This is a genomic window from Litoribacillus peritrichatus (assembly GCF_039537985.1).
In the GTDB taxonomy this organism is placed as follows: Bacteria; Pseudomonadota; Gammaproteobacteria; order Pseudomonadales; family Litoribrevibacteraceae; genus Litoribacillus; species Litoribacillus peritrichatus.
Genome location: NZ_BAABBN010000007.1, coordinates 1,035,249 through 1,052,171, shown reverse-complemented (window position 1 = coordinate 1,052,171; position 16,923 = coordinate 1,035,249). Strand labels below are relative to the sequence as shown.

Sequence of the window (16,923 nt, the reverse complement as noted above, 5' to 3'; positions counted from 1 at the left end):
GGCCAATTTAAAAAACCCTAACAAAAACAACAAAATCATTTAATTTCAAACAGTTAGGGTTTATTAGGGATTGTTAATTAGGTTTTTTAGTAGCCACCCGCCAATATCTGCCTCCAACAAATGACTCGATATCAGTTCGATATTGATTTCAGGAGCGGATGAATTTTTTAAAAAGCAGGTCGCTGACGAACCGCAAAACAAACGGCACATCGTTTAACAGCAGAAATCAGCGTTCATTGAATCAATTTTTATACAAATAAAAGGAACGTAGGGGATGGTAATAAAACAAAGAAATAACCTTGCTCATGTTTTTCAGAAAGCTGAACATGGCAAGACTAATAACAAATCGACTAGAAAATCTAAAGCACAGATCTTTGGCGCACTGAGCTTTCCTCTTGCGCTTTTGGCAGGCTGTTCTGACGACTCCTCAAGCTCAGGCGATACCATCGAAGAAACGTTTGTGCCGTACAACACCTCTTCGCTACCTATGCCAAACGATGGCTACGGTTATGACGAAGACGGAACCATCTCGTTGCCGGGCGAACCTCTGCCAGGACAACTGAGTGATCAGGAATTTGAAGCTTACTACCAAAGTTATGAAACCTCGGTCGGCGCACTGGATGGCTGGGGCATGTCCAATGTGATCAAAGTGCCGATTGCTAACCGCAATACCGAAGAGCGCTATCCGCTTGATCAGGCGTCATTAAAAGACAACGTGAAGCTTATTTCGGATGCCGCTACCGGTAACCCACAGGAAATCCCTGTTGAAGTGATCTCCACAGGCAGTGAAATTGAAATCAAACCACTTCAGGTACTGGATAACGAAAGTATCTATTACATTGCCATTAATGATCGTGTTTTGACTCAGGACGGGCTTGCTTTGGAAGCCGACAGTGAATTCACCCGCATCAAAAACAACCAGGATGGCGACTTAACAGACCAAGAACTGGAAATTCAGGCCCAGTTACTCTCAGCAGAAAATCACTTTCAGATTGTTGGCGGTGTAGGTGAGCTTGTTTATGCAGCACAATTTACCACCCAAAGCGTCAATCCGGTTTTGGATGAAATCATAAACAACAATGCAAATGCAGCCTCATTTACAACAACCCCTGCAAAAGTGCCTGGGTTTAATCAGAAGTATGACAACTTCACCACAACCTTAGCTTTGCCTTACTACCTGCCGGTCATTGAAGATGACGATGGTACTTGTTCACTTGATCCTTACGACCCGATAGCAAACTGTCCTGAACTCTATAGCTGGACCAAAACTTCTGATGGTGGTCATTTAACCAAAGACAACCCTGTTCCTGCTGAAGCTCAAACAGTGGATGTGCCTGTGTTAATGTATGCGCCAAAGGGCTGGAAACCAACACAGGAAGAAAAATTACCTGTGGTCATGTTTGTTCATGGCATCACCGGTAAAAAAGAAAACGCCGATACCATGACCAAAGACTTAGTGGATAAAGGCTATCTGGTTGTCGCAATTGATCAGATTTACCATGGTGAACGAGTCATTTCCACCATCCCTGAGCTCTCTCCACCGATAGCTGATGACGGTGACAACACAGGCATCGAAACTGAAGATGACAAAGATGAAATCAGCGTCAGTAACAACAGCGCCTTTTTCATCAACATTACGTCACCTCTGACATTACGCAGTAATTTGCATCAGGCCATCTCGGATCAGCTGAGTTTACGTTTTGCTTTAAGCAAAGCAACCGATTGGGTTGACACTTCCGAAGTTCACCTGATTGGCCATTCTTTGGGCGCCATCATGTCTGTGATGGTCAGTGAGCAATCTCAAAAGCATTCTGACCTGACGTTTGAAACCGTTAACTTCGCAGTACCTGGACAAGGGCTGACAGGCATTGTTCTGGAGTCACCGCACCTTGGCCACGATACAGAAATGGCCATTAAAAAGTCTCCCGATGTACAACGAGGCATTGCAGAAAGCCTGTTGCCGGATATCTGTACACCAGACGCCAGCAATGAAGAGTGTATTACTGCACTGAACGAGTTTGTCGGGGAATCCCAACAAAATAGAGACGCGGTAGCAATGTTGGAGAACGACATTTACAGCTTAATTTTGCCCACTCTGATACAAAACGTACAGACCACCGTCGACAGTGGTGATCCGGTTAGCCACACCAAGCTACAACGAGAAAACCAACAAAAGACAGTGTTGATTCAGGCCAAAGGTAACTGTGGTGACGACGGCTGCCAGGTAGGCGAGTACTTACCAGACAATGTAATTCCGAACAGTAGCACCAACAACCTGCTGACAGGAACAGAACCACTGATAACCGCATTAGGCTTAGAGCGTATTATCAGTGTCTCCCCAGCCGACGGTGAAGTTGCTCACGCCCAATCAGGCACAGAAGGTATTCGAGGTTTCATTAACGGAACGGTAGGCGGGCACGGCACTTACTTATTCCCATACGAAGGCCCAATGAACGAAGACGGTGTACCAGGATTACCAGATAAAGAACAACTCAACCACGTCTGGAGTGCAACAGACACTCAACAATCAGCCATTGCCAAAATGATCGAAACTGCAGGCGAAATGATCATTATTAAAGATGCAAGCACCGTAGAAGGAGCTAACCATAATGAATAAATTCAAGTACTCTATCGGTTATTTTTCGATCTCCAGCGCTATGCTTCTGACCTCACAACAAGGTTTGGCAGCCGGCTTTCAGTTAAACGCCCAGTCCGCTACGGGTTTGGGCCGGGCCTTCGCCGGGGATGCCATCATCGCCGACAACGCTTCGGTCATTTCGAGAAACGCGGCTGCGATGACCTTGTTCGACAGTGCAGAAATATCTTTCGGTGGCACTTACATCGACTCCAGCGTGGATGTACCGGACGCAACTTACACCCCGCTCGTAGGCGATACCGTCGAAACCAGCGCGGAGGATGTGGGCGGAAGTACAGTCATTCCTAACTTCTACTATGTGCAACCGCTGGAAGGCACCAATTGGACGGTAGGCGCTTCCGCCTACTCCAATTTCGGTACCGACGTCAGCTTTGATGACGACTTCATGGCCGACGAGTTTGGTGGGGATACCAGCCTGATGAGCGTCAATCTGGGTTTATCGGCCGCATATCGAGTCAACGATCAACTGAGCTTAGGCGCAGGTCTGGACGTGATTCATGGCTCGGGTGAAATTTATCGTAAAGGCTTATTGGACGTGGAAGCCGATGGCGAGGCACTTGGCTTCAACGTAGGTATGGCGTACGAGTTTGATGCCAATAACCGGATTGGCCTATCTTACCGTTTCAGCCCGGACTTAGAAGCGGACGGTGATGTCACCATGGGCGGTGAAAGCGCAGACAGCATCAGTATCCCGCTGCCGGATATGATCGAGTTCTCTGGCTATCACAGATTGCACGAGCAATTTGCCATGCACTACAGCCTGCAATACGTGAAATGGTCTGAATTTGATTCTTTAACCTCGGACGACCTGAGCACCGATATTAAGGAATACAAATGGCAGGACGCAGGCCACGTATCTTTGGGTGGGACTTACTACATGAACCCGGAGTGGGAACTTCGCGCCGGTTACATGTACGATATGGCACCGACGGATGAAATGAGTTCTCTGTCAATCCCCGATTCAGATCGTCACTGGCTGTCCGCTGGCGTCAGTTACAAACCGACCGAGCATTCCACGTTTGATCTGGGCATGAGCTACATCATCGGGGAAGAAGGCGAGATTGATGAGAGCTTGTCAGTGATTCCAGGCACTTCTTCGAATATCAAAGCCACCACCGACGTCAGTGCGACGACGGTGGGTCTGCAATATTCGTATAAGTTCTGATCAAAACTATATTAGAGTGCTTTAAAACGTACCTGTAACGTAAGTTGCAGGTACAAACACACTGTTTGGATCACTGAAAATAGCGACACCAAGTAACTCGTTTTTCGGCGTGTACAATAAACTGAGCGACGTATACGGCTGGTTCCCAAAGGTTCGATGCGGTGTTTTAATTTTATCAGCATTATAAACCGCCAAACTGCCCTTCATTTCAACATCTATGTCCTTTTCTTTTGGCAACAAAAGAATACGGTCCAGAATTTTTACATAAAAAGACTCTGTGTTGATTTTATAACGTTCATCCCCTTGCTCAATACGGGTTCTGGTGTAATAAACCCCCTGCTCACACTTTGCCAATGAGTCAGAACCTGGAAAACTCATTTCAAAATTGCACGAATACGAATCCCACAGAATATACCCCCCTGCGCATACGATGAAAGCGCACACGCCCCAAGACATCATCAGCAGTTTATTAATCATTTTTTATCAGCTCCCCATCCTGGGTATAGAGTTTCAAAGCTTCATCCTTGTCGATCAAAACCACCGATGCTTCCGTAACATCCACCGACCTGATAATACGCAGCGCATCTCTTTCTCCTATCTCAGACCAGCAAAGGTGCCTGACCTGATGAATATTTCCAGAGGTGACAATGGCTTCCCCATTGACCAATTCACGGCATTTGGTAAACCCATAAACCCAGCTCAAATAGCTGAAAGCACTTAAAGAAACCGCCAATATCACTAGGATCAGACAATGCTTCCAATACAAAGAACCGAATTTTTGATCAATGTACTCTTCACCTTCAAAGGTGTTCACATCCTGAAGGCAATCCTTCTCTTCATCCGTTAACAAGGTTTCAGGCGAAACGGATTGGCCGGATAAACGTAAGGATGCCTGCACAGAAGAAGGCCCGGACGCCGACTGATCATCAAAGGCTTTAACCTGAACGTCCGGAGCCAACGTCAGTCGATAACCGACTCCTTTTGCCGTAATGATTTCAATCTCGTCTTTACTGATGTTGCGCAACAGCTTTCTGAGCTTGGCAATCGCGACACTGATTGCGCTTTCACTGATCACGGGCCGCTGCCAAACGGTTTCGGTAATAGTATTTTTATCTACCACATCAGGCGATGCCGTTAACAACAAGCGCAACAGTTCATTTTCTTTATGACCCAGTGAGTGCTTACTTCCATCGGCTGCCTTAATCTCCGCTTTATGAAGATTAATAATGCCACCAGAAGCAAATGAATATATATCCATGCAATCCTTAAAGAATACTGTTTTGATCCTTCAAACCATCATTGAATGACAGCTAATTGTTATCTTTGTAATTGAAGTGAATCAACGAATAAAGGTTAATTAAAAGTGCGCGAATTATATACAAAAACAAGTCCCAAGTGTTGCTACAAAGTGTTTTATGACCGACTTAAAGTCTATTTATACACGCCATTAAGTCATAACATAGAGTCACATCATCAAACCTGAAATTTCTTCCGGTAATCCGCCGGCGACAGACCCACCCGGTTTTTGAACAAACGACGGAAAGAGTTACTGTCTTCATAACCCACTTGATACGTCACACGCTCTAACGAAGTATTGGTAGTTTCTAAAAAGTACTTCGCACGCTCAATCCTTAAATTTTGTAAATATTGATTGGGGGTTTCACCGGTGGCCAGTTTAAACCGACGAATAAAATTTCGTTGCCCGAAATTAAACTGCTTGGCCAACTGATCAAAGACAATTTCCTGCTCAAAGTGTTTGTCCAACCAATTCTGAACAGCAGCAATCTCCCGATCCTCATGGTTTCGTTTAAAACTGTATTGCATGTATGGCAACTGGCTTCGCTGGCAGGAATCCACCAACAGTTTTTTTGAGCATTCGGCCGCAATGTCCACCGAGCCAAACTTTCGAACCAGATACATCAACATGTCCGTTGCCGCAGACGCCCCTCCGGAGCAAATCAGGCCATCATCGTCTGTCACGGTGAGTTGATCCATCAGCGTTACCGCAGGGAATCTTCGCTTAAACTCTTTGGCATAATACCAATGAGTAGTGGCTTGTTTGTCGTCAAGAATACCTGCCTGAGCAGCAACAAAAGCACCGGTACAAATGGTCGCGATGGTCGCGCCTTTATCGTATAAATTCGCCAGCCACTTAGAGACCGGCATCAATAATGGCAACGCAAGTAAAATATTAAATAAAAAGCCGGGAATAATAATTAAATCCGTCTCAGTTACCGAATCCATTGTTCTTTGGGGCGTTAAAGATAATCCGCCTGAACACTGTACCGGCTTACCATCCATGGATACGGTTTCTATATCAAACAACATTTTAGGGTTAGGGGCACCTGCCTTTTGTTGCTTCACAACGTTGAGAAAATTGGCACTTTCCAGCATCTCTAACGTCGCAGAAATACTGGCGGAAGAAGAGTAAGGTGCCATTACCACGGTCACTCGTACCGACCCTGAACGGTTTGATTGGGTTATGCTCATACTGGAAATACCGAAAAATTCACTTTTCACATGATTAAAGTCATTTATGACCTTACCAGTCTTTTCTTTCTGTCGCTAACCTTGTTTACAACTTAATGATGATCAACCTCCTATGAGTAAAACCACACATAACGCTGCCGTTTTTGGGTTGTGCCTCACCAGTACCATACTCTGGACAAGCGGCAATGGCTTGATTCCGTTACTTCCGGTCTACGCAGGCAGCCTTGGTGCAAGCAATTTCCACATAGGTTTATATTTGGCGTTTTCCTACAGTTGTTTAGCCATCGGAGCACTCCTCGCAACCAAAATCATTGATCACGCCAGTAAGGCCAAAACACTTCTGGTTACTTCCGGCGTCATGTCTGTACCTCTGACGTTTATGGTCGGGCAGGCCAACAGCGTCGTCGAATTGGCTTGGTATACCAGTATCGTTTGGTTGTTAGGTGGCGCTGGTTTTGGGGCCTTAAATGCCCTCACCGGCCATATCACTCAAGCTCATGATCAAAGAGTTAATAATCAAGGGCTTAATCATCAAAGCATTAATGATCGAGGAAAAGTCATGGGAGTTTTGGCGATTACCAGCCCACTTGGGTCTGTGCTGGGCGGTTTAATCTCCGGGCCTATTGTCGATCAGTGGGGGTTCGAGGCTCTTTTCCTCTCACTTGCGTTATTAAACCTGCTTTGGCCAGTTTCCAGTCTCTTTATTCCGGTCGCCAACAGACATTCTGCGGTTGCTCAACCAACCAACAAAGGCTCAAAGGATTCTGTGCCCTGCATCAGTGAACCTGAAGATAAAAAATCTGTCATTTCGAAAATCCGTCGTTTAATCGGAGCAACCACCTTGATGTACGTTACCTACTACATCGGTTTGTTTGCGACCTCTATCACCATGAAAGACGTTGGCTTCTCCGCCACTGCAATATCCAGCACGGCGATATGGGGTGGTTTGGCTGCCATTCCTTTCGTTTATGGAATTACGCGAATTTCAGATTGGTTGGGCCAGAAACCTTTCTGGATGCTTTGCAATTTGGCGGGCTTCGCAGGGCTGATGTTATTAGCTTACGCAACCACCTTATTTCATTTCTGGCTGGTTGCAGTGTTAATTCGATTTTTATCGTCCGGAGGGCGCGGCCTGAGTAATGCGTGGGCGATGGATGTTATTTCAGCGTCATCTAATTCAGTCCTTTCTAATTCAGGCCCTTCTAATTCAGGTCTTTCTCATGCAAGAGCATCCGGGACTCGAATTTCGCAATCAACGTCGCCGACTGAACAAGGCCCCAAACCCGTGTCAGAAACCAAAGTCATGGCCTTATTGAGTTCCACAACCTGGATCGGCGGTGTCCTCGGCTACCTCATTTATGGCAGCAGTGCCCAGATGCTAAATACACAAAGCGCTGTTTTGATCACTTCTCTGATCCCATTCATTGCAATGTTCTTAGTACTTTCAATAAACCATTCACCCAATTTGATTCGACGAGGCAATTTATGAGCACCGTTTCAACCGAGCAGTCCCAGCGAACGGATACACGCTCACGTACATCTAAAAAACTGTTTGCAAAAATAATTGAAAGCAAGGACGCCAGCGTGCCCTTGCTACGCGAGATGTGGCATTTACGTTTGGCCTTTCTGACCCTGAATATTTCCGAGCAAGAAGACTTCGCCAAGTTTCAGGATTATTGCACCCGAGCCAATACCTTCTTAATTACTTTCCGCGATGAACACAAAGCTCTTCAGGGTTACTACACCTTTATGTTTAAGCCAGTGGAACACCTCAATAAAAAAGCACTTCTGATTCACTCGAAATATTATTACGTCAATACCGGATTTCGGGGCCATCCCAAAATCACCTCGGCGGGTTGGTCCATATTGCCCATCATCCTGAGACGCTATGGTTTGAAACGCATGTATTTTGTAGCGTTTACCTTTCCATCCAGCTTCATTTCTCTCAGCCGAACGTTCGGCAAGGTCTATACCATTCAAGGAGAAAATGCGTCCGATTGGGAAAAGGTCGTACTTGAAAATTTTGCTCAGGAACTGAATGGTGCGGACTGGGATACCCAGCTGAAATTAATTCTCAATCAAAATATCCCTCAAGGGGAAAACAAAACAGAAACCAGCAAGATCAATCAACTCCGAAGGCAATACCTGCAATTTAATCCAGAGTGGGAAAAAGGCCGTTCACTGCCAATCATGATGCGTTTTGACTGGGCCATGATCAAAAGCGTACTGAGCACCAGTATGCGCAGGAAAAAACGAACAGGCTGATACCCAATGTGATTGCTACGTGGAACGCGTTCACTGCTCTGAATGGCTTGTCTGTACTGAATGATTGGCCTGCACCGAATGTTTAACAGTCAGTCCCCGGTCATTTGCGCCAGCTTAAGACCGGTCACTACGCAGAATACAGACGCCACTATGATGGAAGGCAAAATGGTCGGCAAGATATGATCTGTTCCGATCAACCAATGGATCAATGAAAGAATGATAGCCACCCCAACGGCGGTCAATCCAGCCGGAATGATAACTTTTAGTCGGCTACCCGCATTGATCATGTGATACAGTTTGGTCACAACCATCACGATGAATAAGGTCAAGATAAAGCTGGCGATGCCCTGAGCCACTCCCGATGTGAGGCCTTCAAGTGCTCCCGCTCCGGAATTAATAAAATACGCCCAGCCACCATATAAAAAACAAGCCAATATTGCCGAAGTAAGTTTATAACGAGCGCTGGTGTTGACCATTAATGAGCAGTTCCTTTACTGGTGATTTTCCCTTAACCATACCAAATTAATCCTGATGCCAATACTGTTTTGGAACCGCAACCGTCTCCGGGCTTAAAAAGGGATTGGGAATCTCGAGCTTTATTCTGGAGTCCAGTTTGGCCTCTTCGAAGGCACTTTTGATCAAAGCATGATTATAAAAAAACTGCTCATAACTGCCATCTGCATAAGCGTTTTTAAATCCTTGATTCAAAGCCTTTTCCAGTGCTGTATTGGACGGGTTGATAAAAAAGAAAACGGCCGTTTTGTATACCAATAAAATATTTTGCTCAACAGCCAAATTCGGCAAGGTGGCTTGTTTACTTTTGAGTTCTGAAAAAATTTCAGTCATCCCTCTAGGGAAGTAGTAACGACTGCCGGAATTAATATTACCGAAAATATCATCGTAAAGCCTTTCTTCCTGCTGTAACCCAGAGGATTCCAAAACCTGTTTATCTCCCCAGCCTATCCCCTGAACGCCGACGAATTTTTTTAAGTCGTTGATACTTTTAACCGCATGGTACTTAGCTTGATAATCCTTATGAATAATAAACAGCCTGCTTCCAATCAAGCCTCGCATGATAGGAAAGCGAATCGGACGCAGTTCCTTTTCGAGTTCGATGCTGGTTCCTGCATATAAGATGTCAATTTTACCACTCTGAACTAAAAGAACCTTTCTTCCCTGAGACGTCACGTCATGTTTGGTCTGAATTAAATGATAACTTTCGCCGGATTTATCCAACACCCAGACTAAAGCATCCATATAGAAGTTATTTTCTCGGGTGTCGGTAATTTTTATATCCATGGCCCAAACGGGATTCATGACCGTAATGAAAACAGAAAACACTAACCACTTATTCATTTCATGCTCCACTTAAAAAGGTCTGAGAGACAGGCCGTCTTTATAAACCACCTTCCGTCAGTTTGGCCGGGTTAAGTAACCTCGTCAGCTCTTCCACCGACAAGTCGGTATTCTCAGCGGCAACGTCAATAACGGGTCGGTTTTCTTTATAAGCTTGCTTGGCAATTTCAGCCGCTTTCTGATACCCAATGACCGGGTTCAGTGCCGTGACCAGAATCGGATTACGAGACAAGGCTTCGTTGAGTTTTTTGTCGTTCACCTTAAAAGTCGCAATCGCCTTATCCGCCATCAGCCGACTGATGCTCGACAACAACTGAATACTTTCGAGAAGGTTATGCGCAATCAGCGGCAACATCACATTCAGTTCAAAATTGCCTGACTGACCTGCAATTGAGATAGCCGCATCATTACCTATCACTTGTGCTGAAACCATGGCCGCCACTTCAGGAATCACCGGATTCACTTTCCCCGGCATAATGGATGACCCTGGTTGAAGCGCTTCTAATTCGATTTCGCCCAACCCAGCCAAAGGCCCGGAATTCATCCAACGCAGATCATTGGCGATCTTCATCACTGAAACCGCCGTCGCTTTAAGCAAGCCAGACAATGCGACCGCTATGTCTTGCGATCCAATGTGACTGAAAAAGTTATTTGCAGGCTGGAAGTGCAGGCCCGTCAGATCACTTAAAGCGATATTAAATTGAGCCGCAAACTCTGGGTGGGCATTAACCCCTGTGCCTACCGCCGTTCCCCCCTGAGCAAGCGTTTGCAAACTGGGCTGCAACGCCTGTAAACGTTCAATGTTGAGCTCAATTTGTTCCGCCCAACCGTCCAGACTTTGACTCATACGCACCGGCATGGCATCCATCAAGTGCGTTCGACCTGTTTTAACGTACTGGTGTACCGTTTTTGATTTTTCCCGAATGGTGATGGCCAGATAATCCAGCGCAGGTAAAAGCTTCTCTGTTAATTCAATGGCGGCGCTGATATGAATGGTTGAAGGAATAATATCATTACTGCTTTGGCCGCAATTAATATGATCATTAGCCCCCACAGTGTCACCATAGATCTGTGAAGCCAATGTCGCCAACACTTCATTGGCGTTCATATTGGTGCTGGTGCCCGAGCCCGTTTGAAACACATCAACCGGAAAGTGTTTCATAAGGTTTTGATCGGCCAGTAATTCGTCTACCGCCTGACAGATAGCATCACTCATTTTCTCAGGGATTTGTCCTAATAGCCCATTGGTTTGAGCCGCCGCATATTTAGCTTTCAATAACGCACGAATAAACGCTTTCGGCATGGACTGACCACTCACCGGAAAGTTATCCACAGCACGCTGAGTTTGCGCAGAAAACAAGGCATCGGCAGGCACTAAAACCGCCCCCAGGCTGTCTCGTTCTGTACGAGTATGTTTCATAGGGCACTTTCCAACGCTACATTCAAACTTACATTGTAGCCCTAATATCCAGAGAGGTTAGGTAAGTCATTGAGTTGCTGTATCCCACTTTTGTTTGGTAAAAGCAGCAGCTATCAACCGATAGTCACCGTCTCAAATACCACTCACTTTATTGCGATGAGAACTGTGCTGAAAACTGCGCTCGAAACTGGCTAGGAGAAAGTTGCAAATATTTTCGGAAGTGATGGCGTAATGTCATCGCATTTTCAAAACCGGCGGAATTCGCCACGCGCTCAACGGAATCACTGGTGGTTTCCAATAACCGCTTAGCAAGTTCTAAACGTTGCTGGGTTAACCACTCTTTCGGCGTCTGATTTAATGAAGCCCGAAATTTTCGATCAAACGTACGGCGTGACATATTGGCCTTTTGAGCCAACAGGTTAACATCAATATCCTGATCCAAATGGCTTAACGCCCAATCCAGAGTCACTGAAAATTGATTAGGTGTTTTAATCACCGGCGTTTCTACAAATTGAGACTGACCGCCATGGCGATGGGCCGCAAGCACCAAACGCCTGGCCACCTGATTGGCCACTTCATACCCATAGTCACTGCGAATAACCTCGATTCCCAAGTCAATTCCTGCGGCACTGCCCGCTGAACAACCTAACCGACCGTCGTACACATAGAGAACATCATCCACATAAGAGACGTTTGGGTATTTCTGTTTAAAACGATCTGCGTAATGCCAATGTGTCGTGGCTTGTCTGTCATTTAGCAAGCCAATCTCAGCCAACATAAAACTGCCAGAACAAAAGGACAACACTCGCCCACCCCTTTGATAAAGCGCTCTCACAGACTCAGCAATCTCAGCCGGAACGGTTGAATCAGAAGCAGACCAATTAGGAATGACCACCATATCGTAATCATCAAGATGATGAACACGCTTAGGCTGAAGTAATAGCCCTCCACTGGTGGTTTGTATTTCATCATCAAAAGTAACCACATCAGTCTGATACCAACATTCAAACTCTGGTCTGGGTAAAGCAAACAATTCCACAGCACAACCAAGTTCAAATAAAGCAATGTACTTATGCGTAAGAATGGCGACGCGTTTCATAAAATTATCCAATACTCTTTTTTGGCTCATTATTAACGAACAATGTCTTTTAGGCCAATTTTTCTGATTTAATTCAAAGGGAATAATGTTCCTAACTCAAACAGAGAGCATTTAACGCAAAGAGGAAACCCTATGTCTTCAGCCGTATCCAGACCACCAGCAGCCAATTCACAAGATGCATTAACGTATTTTGAAGGACTTCTGAAATACGAAACCGACTGTTGGGATGTACATCACGCCCTCACCAACCATAAGCAAGACTTTGTTCTGCTGGATGTTCGGAGCGAAGCGTTATTTAAACAGGGCCATATTGATGGTGCCGTAAATCTGCCTCAGCCCAGACTCAATGAGTCATCCATCAGCCACTATCCCGAAGGAACCTTGTTTGTGGTCTATTGCGCCGGGCCACATTGTAATGGCACAGAAAAAGCGGCCATCAGGCTTGCCAAGCTTGGCCGACCGGTAAAGAAAATGATTGGTGGTATTACAGGCTGGATAGATGAAGGCTTTCAGTTGATCAACGGATAAAAATTGCCCTTTATCCTTTTCGAGTCAGGAAGTATTTTCACTCTCCGCCATAATCCTGTATAAGCTCTTTAATTTTCAGAGTTTGTATTTTCAAGTACGTGTTTTTCAAACATCAGACAGGGTTGCATCATGGCGGATAAGTTTTTTTTCAAAGGTCGTAAACAGAAAAAACCTAAACACAGCAGTTACGGTTTCAGCACCAACCGGGATGTGAAACCAGGAACAGAAGATTCGCCTCTCACATTGATCGTCACCAGTGAAGAAAGAAAAGCCGAAGTAGAAACCCTGCTTTCTGAAAACGAATTATTTGGAACGATCGAAGTTAACCCGGAAACGCCTGAGGACATCAAAGAATTAGAGGCATTAATCAACACGCCGAAAACCCAGGTGTTTGAAAAGAAACCCAATCGAAACGATCCTTGTTCTTGTGGCAGCGGTAAGAAATATAAAAAGTGTTGTGGATAACCGATGAAATAACAGCAAGCACTTCAGCTATGATGCTTAGCTTTATTTTCTGCATACACTTCGAAGGCATTGTCTATCTCTTCAATTAAGTCCTGATCTTCCCAGGGCTTATGAATGAATTTATAAATAGACCCTTCATTAACGGCTCTGGACAGGGTTTCAACATCAGTGAACCCACTGAGCATGATCCGGACGGTGTCCGGGTGCATGCTTTTCACCCGCCGCAGCAATTCTGTACCTGCCATCGCAGGCATCCGCTGATCGCTGATGATCACACCCACGTCATTTGCCGCCAGTATTTCTAGCGCTTCCATCGGATTGGTGGTCGTCATTACCTTGTAAGGCTTACGTTTAAGAATGCGTTTTAACGCAGAAAGAATGGCTTTCTCATCGTCAATGATCAACAAGGTGTCTTTCGAATCTTCCGCTTTCAGCTTCCAGGTTGGCGCCTTTATCAACTCCAACACTTCCGCCGCAGGCTTGGGTTTGGAAAAGTAAAATCCTTGGAAAAAGTCGCAATTAAACTTTTTCAACAAATGATACTGAGCTTCAGTTTCCACGCCTTCCGCTACCACTTCCAGCCCCAGGGTGTGGGAAATCTGAATGATCATTCGCGACAGTGAAGCGTCTTCCAGAATGTAGGCCATTTCTTTAATGAAACACCGGTCTATTTTCAAACGATCCAAAGGAATTTGGCGCAGGTAAGTTAAATTCGAATAGCCGGTACCAAAGTCGTCCACACTGATCGAGCACCCGAGAATCTGCAGTTGCCTCAGGACATCAACCGTACCTTCTAAATTTTCAATGATGGCAGATTCGGTAATTTCGAACTCCAGCATTGTCGGATCAATCTCATATTTGTTAATTAACTCCTCCACATAATTCACTAAGTCCAACGAAGCCAAATGACGGGTCGATAAGTTAATGGCCACCGTAAATTTAGCCGGAACATAAGCTTGCCATTCCTTGAGCTGAGCACAGGCAGCATTCAGTGCCCAATTGCCGATGTCCACGATCAACTGGCATTCTTCGGCAACAGGAATAAACACCGTCGGTGAAATCATCCCCTGATCTTTTGAAAACCAACGAATCAGAGCCTCACAACCAATCACCTGCCCTGTAGAAGAGTCCACCTGCGGTTGATAAAACAGTTCAAACTCATCCTGCTCAAGTGCTTTTTTGATCTTTGCTTTAAATTGCGTGCGCGAAATGGAGTACCCCTGAACCACCGGGCTTGAAAAATGCAATTTATTTCGTTCATTAGACCCTTTAGATAAATAACGGGTTTCTTCCACCAGCGTAATCAACTGATCGGACGTATCACCATGCACGGGGTAAATAGCGGCACCAGAGCAAAACTGAATATCCAATTCGTTATCATTAAAGATGGTCGGCTTCTGAAAGCCCTCAATGATTTGTAAGTATCGTTCCGTGAGCGAGTCCAGCGACGTAATGTTCGGTATTAAAATCAAAAATTCCGCCCCTGGTGCCCGTGAAATGCTTTCGGACGAATCCAGCTGAGTAATCAATACTTCACTGATTCGCTTCAATAACGCATTGCAAATCAAATACCCGAACAGTTCATTGTATTGCCGAAAATTTTTCACATTCAAAAGAAGCACAGCAAATTTACTTTCTGAGGCTTTATGTTGTTCTATGGCTTGCTCCAACCGGTCTAAAAAGAGCGCCCGATTAGACAAACCGGTGACATTATCATGGGTGGAGAGATAATCGAGTTTTTTGCGACTTTCTTTTTGGTTGGTAATGTCTTCCTTAATGCCCACGTAATTAATAATTTCGCCGGAAGCATTGGATACCGGAAAAATATTTAACTTCTCCCAATACAGCGCCCCGTTTTTCTTTTTATTTTGTATTTCCCCGATCCAGCTTTTACCGGACTGAATGGTGTTCCATAAATCAATGTAAACGGCGCTGCTGGTCTGGCCTGAACTGAACAGACTGGTTTTACTGCCAATGATTTCTTCTGCAGAATACCCGGAGTTCTCTATCAATTTCTGGTTCACGTATTCAATCGAACCTTCCCGGTCGGTAATGACGATCGAACTTGGGCACATTTCAACCGCTCTTTCGAGCTTCATACGCTTTAGGTTATCAATGAATGCCTTTAGAATATTGGCCGCCGTTTTAGCCAATTCCGCAATCAACTTGAGTTCAAAACTCTCAAACTCTGTCCCGAATTCGAGAGAAACAATCATGACATCATGAGACTCCGAATCCCCGCCAACGGGGACTAACGGCACCCACAAACACGGTCCGTCTATCTCATTCAATTCATAACTGGTCGACCGGGGAATCGTAGAAAATTGAACGGGATTAACCATCGGTCTTTCGGAGACATGTTGATCATCAAATATAAAGTGTATTGGCTGTTCTTCAATAATGCCCTCTTCGACATCAAATCCTTTCTGAACCAAGTGGTGCTTGTTTTCAGACTCCCTGATCAAAAGGTTAACCAGCAAAGACTTAATGTTACTCAACCCTAAGAAGCGGGAAATAACATCAAAACACAAGGTTTGAATGGATTGAGCATCCGCCAGGCTTTCCAATAACCGAGCATTGGCGATGGCATATTCGGCTTTCAATTTATTTTTTACGCGGTCCTGCAACAGCTTACTGATATCGCGAATCACCAGGTTATATTTAGTTTCACCTTCCACTTCAAAAGGCTGAATGGTCAACTCAGCAGGTAATGGTCGGTTGTTTTTCGCGGAAAGCAGTAACTCTACGGTGGCAGGACACAACAATCTCAGCTCATCAAACACATAGCTCTTTAATGATGAAAATTGGCTGCTCAGGTTTTGTGGGCGATACAAAATCTGGTTAATTTTTTGGCCAATGATTTCTATGGTTTGATATTGAAATAGCTTTTCGGCGGGCAGATTCCAAAACTCTATTTCCGTCCTGGCATTCACAATGATAGAGGCATCGCGTTGTGAGTTAATGATCGAGTCCAACAGGGCACTTTGGCGCAACAAGAAACTCTGCGCGTACCTTTGTTCCAGTCTTAACTCCCTTTCTTTAAGTTCACGTTTAATGGCTGGGGCCAGCCGTGACAGGTCATTTTTACTGATGAAATCCCTAAGTCCGGTTCTTAATATTTCAGACGCACGATCCTCCGTTAACCCCCCGGCAACGATGATAATCGGAATATCTTCAAAGGCTTCATGCGAGCAATCGATGATATATTCCAGAGGCAAACCAGGCAGGTTGCAATCTGAAATAATGAGATGAAGGTGTTGTTCATTCAGCGCCTGCTGAAACTGCAATCGATCTCTGACCACCTGATAATGTAGATTCAGTCCCAACTCATCGAGACAACCAGAAATACATTCAGCGTCCTTCTCATCGTCTTCAACGATGAGTACAAAGTACTCACTTTGCGTGTCCAAAAATACAGCTTGATTCATTGAAATGTCCAAACGGAATTAATTTCAAGTCAGTAAATTTAGGTATAGTAC

Annotated in this window: 14 protein-coding genes; 6 read left to right on the top strand and 8 right to left on the bottom strand. The window is 45.1% G+C overall.

Going from position 1 to position 16,923, the window contains the following annotated elements:
• The first annotated feature begins 274 nt into the window (after positions 1 to 274).
• Positions 275 to 2,617, top strand: a complete 2,343-nt coding sequence (locus ABD744_RS14435) for a dienelactone hydrolase family protein (protein WP_344799231.1) — start codon at positions 275 to 277, stop codon at positions 2,615 to 2,617.
• Positions 2,610 to 3,821, top strand: a complete 1,212-nt coding sequence (locus ABD744_RS14430; RefSeq protein ID WP_344799230.1) for an OmpP1/FadL family transporter — start codon at positions 2,610 to 2,612, stop codon at positions 3,819 to 3,821. Before ABD744_RS14435 ends, ABD744_RS14430 begins: the two co-directional genes overlap by 8 nt.
• 21 nt (positions 3,822 to 3,842) lie before the next feature.
• Here the strand turns inward: ABD744_RS14430 and ABD744_RS14425 are convergent, their stop codons facing one another.
• From ABD744_RS14425 to ABD744_RS14415, 3 genes are all read right to left on the bottom strand, one after another.
• Positions 3,843 to 4,298: a hypothetical protein gene (locus ABD744_RS14425; RefSeq protein ID WP_344799229.1), complete on the bottom strand. Its 456-nt coding sequence runs from the start codon at positions 4,296 to 4,298 to the stop codon at positions 3,843 to 3,845.
• Positions 4,291 to 5,079, bottom strand: a complete 789-nt coding sequence (locus ABD744_RS14420) for a winged helix-turn-helix domain-containing protein (protein ID WP_344799228.1) — start codon at positions 5,077 to 5,079, stop codon at positions 4,291 to 4,293. The genes ABD744_RS14425 and ABD744_RS14420 overlap by 8 nt, the downstream gene beginning before the upstream one ends.
• 215 nt (positions 5,080 to 5,294) lie before the next feature.
• On the bottom strand, positions 5,295 to 6,311 hold the full coding sequence (locus ABD744_RS14415; RefSeq protein WP_344799227.1) for a GlxA family transcriptional regulator: 1,017 nt from the start codon (positions 6,309 to 6,311) through the stop codon (positions 5,295 to 5,297).
• Positions 6,312 to 6,423: 112 nt separating this feature from the next.
• Between ABD744_RS14415 and ABD744_RS14410 the strand changes: the two genes are divergently transcribed.
• Together ABD744_RS14410 and ABD744_RS14405 are read left to right on the top strand one after the other, a co-directional pair.
• Positions 6,424 to 7,800 (top strand): MFS transporter, encoded by a 1,377-nt coding sequence (locus ABD744_RS14410; RefSeq protein ID WP_344799226.1) that lies wholly within the window; start codon positions 6,424 to 6,426, stop codon positions 7,798 to 7,800.
• Positions 7,797 to 8,576 carry a hypothetical protein gene (locus tag ABD744_RS14405; protein ID WP_344799224.1) on the top strand — a complete coding sequence of 260 codons (780 nt, stop codon included), beginning with the start codon at positions 7,797 to 7,799 and terminating at the stop codon, positions 8,574 to 8,576. The genes ABD744_RS14410 and ABD744_RS14405 overlap by 4 nt, the downstream gene beginning before the upstream one ends.
• 89 nt (positions 8,577 to 8,665) lie before the next feature.
• On the opposite strand, the gene ABD744_RS14400 is transcribed toward ABD744_RS14405, so the two are convergent.
• The 4 genes from ABD744_RS14400 to ABD744_RS14385 form a co-directional block, all read right to left on the bottom strand.
• Complete coding sequence (locus ABD744_RS14400) at positions 8,666 to 9,052, bottom strand: hypothetical protein (RefSeq protein WP_344799223.1); 387 nt, start codon at positions 9,050 to 9,052, stop codon at positions 8,666 to 8,668.
• Positions 9,053 to 9,098: 46 nt separating this feature from the next.
• Entirely contained in the window at positions 9,099 to 9,932 is an 834-nt protein-coding gene (locus ABD744_RS14395) for a type 2 periplasmic-binding domain-containing protein (RefSeq protein WP_344799222.1), read from the bottom strand.
• Between the two features lie 40 nt (positions 9,933 to 9,972).
• Positions 9,973 to 11,352 carry a class II fumarate hydratase gene (locus tag ABD744_RS14390; protein ID WP_344799221.1) on the bottom strand — a complete coding sequence of 460 codons (1,380 nt, stop codon included), beginning with the start codon at positions 11,350 to 11,352 and terminating at the stop codon, positions 9,973 to 9,975.
• 148 nt (positions 11,353 to 11,500) lie between these two features.
• Complete coding sequence (locus tag ABD744_RS14385) at positions 11,501 to 12,451, bottom strand: helix-turn-helix domain-containing protein (RefSeq protein WP_344799220.1); 951 nt, start codon at positions 12,449 to 12,451, stop codon at positions 11,501 to 11,503.
• A gap of 132 nt (positions 12,452 to 12,583) precedes the next feature.
• Between ABD744_RS14385 and ABD744_RS14380 the strand changes: the two genes are divergently transcribed.
• Complete coding sequence (locus ABD744_RS14380) at positions 12,584 to 12,979, top strand: rhodanese-like domain-containing protein (RefSeq protein ID WP_344799219.1); 396 nt, start codon at positions 12,584 to 12,586, stop codon at positions 12,977 to 12,979.
• 129 nt (positions 12,980 to 13,108) lie between these two features.
• A complete protein-coding gene (locus tag ABD744_RS14375; protein WP_344799218.1) occupies positions 13,109 to 13,444 on the top strand; it encodes a PBPRA1643 family SWIM/SEC-C metal-binding motif protein in 336 nt (111 codons plus the stop codon).
• A gap of 23 nt (positions 13,445 to 13,467) precedes the next feature.
• Here ABD744_RS14375 and ABD744_RS14370 read toward each other — a convergent pair whose 3' ends face one another.
• Positions 13,468 to 16,872 carry an EAL domain-containing protein gene (locus ABD744_RS14370; RefSeq protein WP_344799217.1) on the bottom strand — a complete coding sequence of 1,135 codons (3,405 nt, stop codon included), beginning with the start codon at positions 16,870 to 16,872 and terminating at the stop codon, positions 13,468 to 13,470.
• Between the last annotated feature and the right edge of the window lie 51 nt (positions 16,873 to 16,923).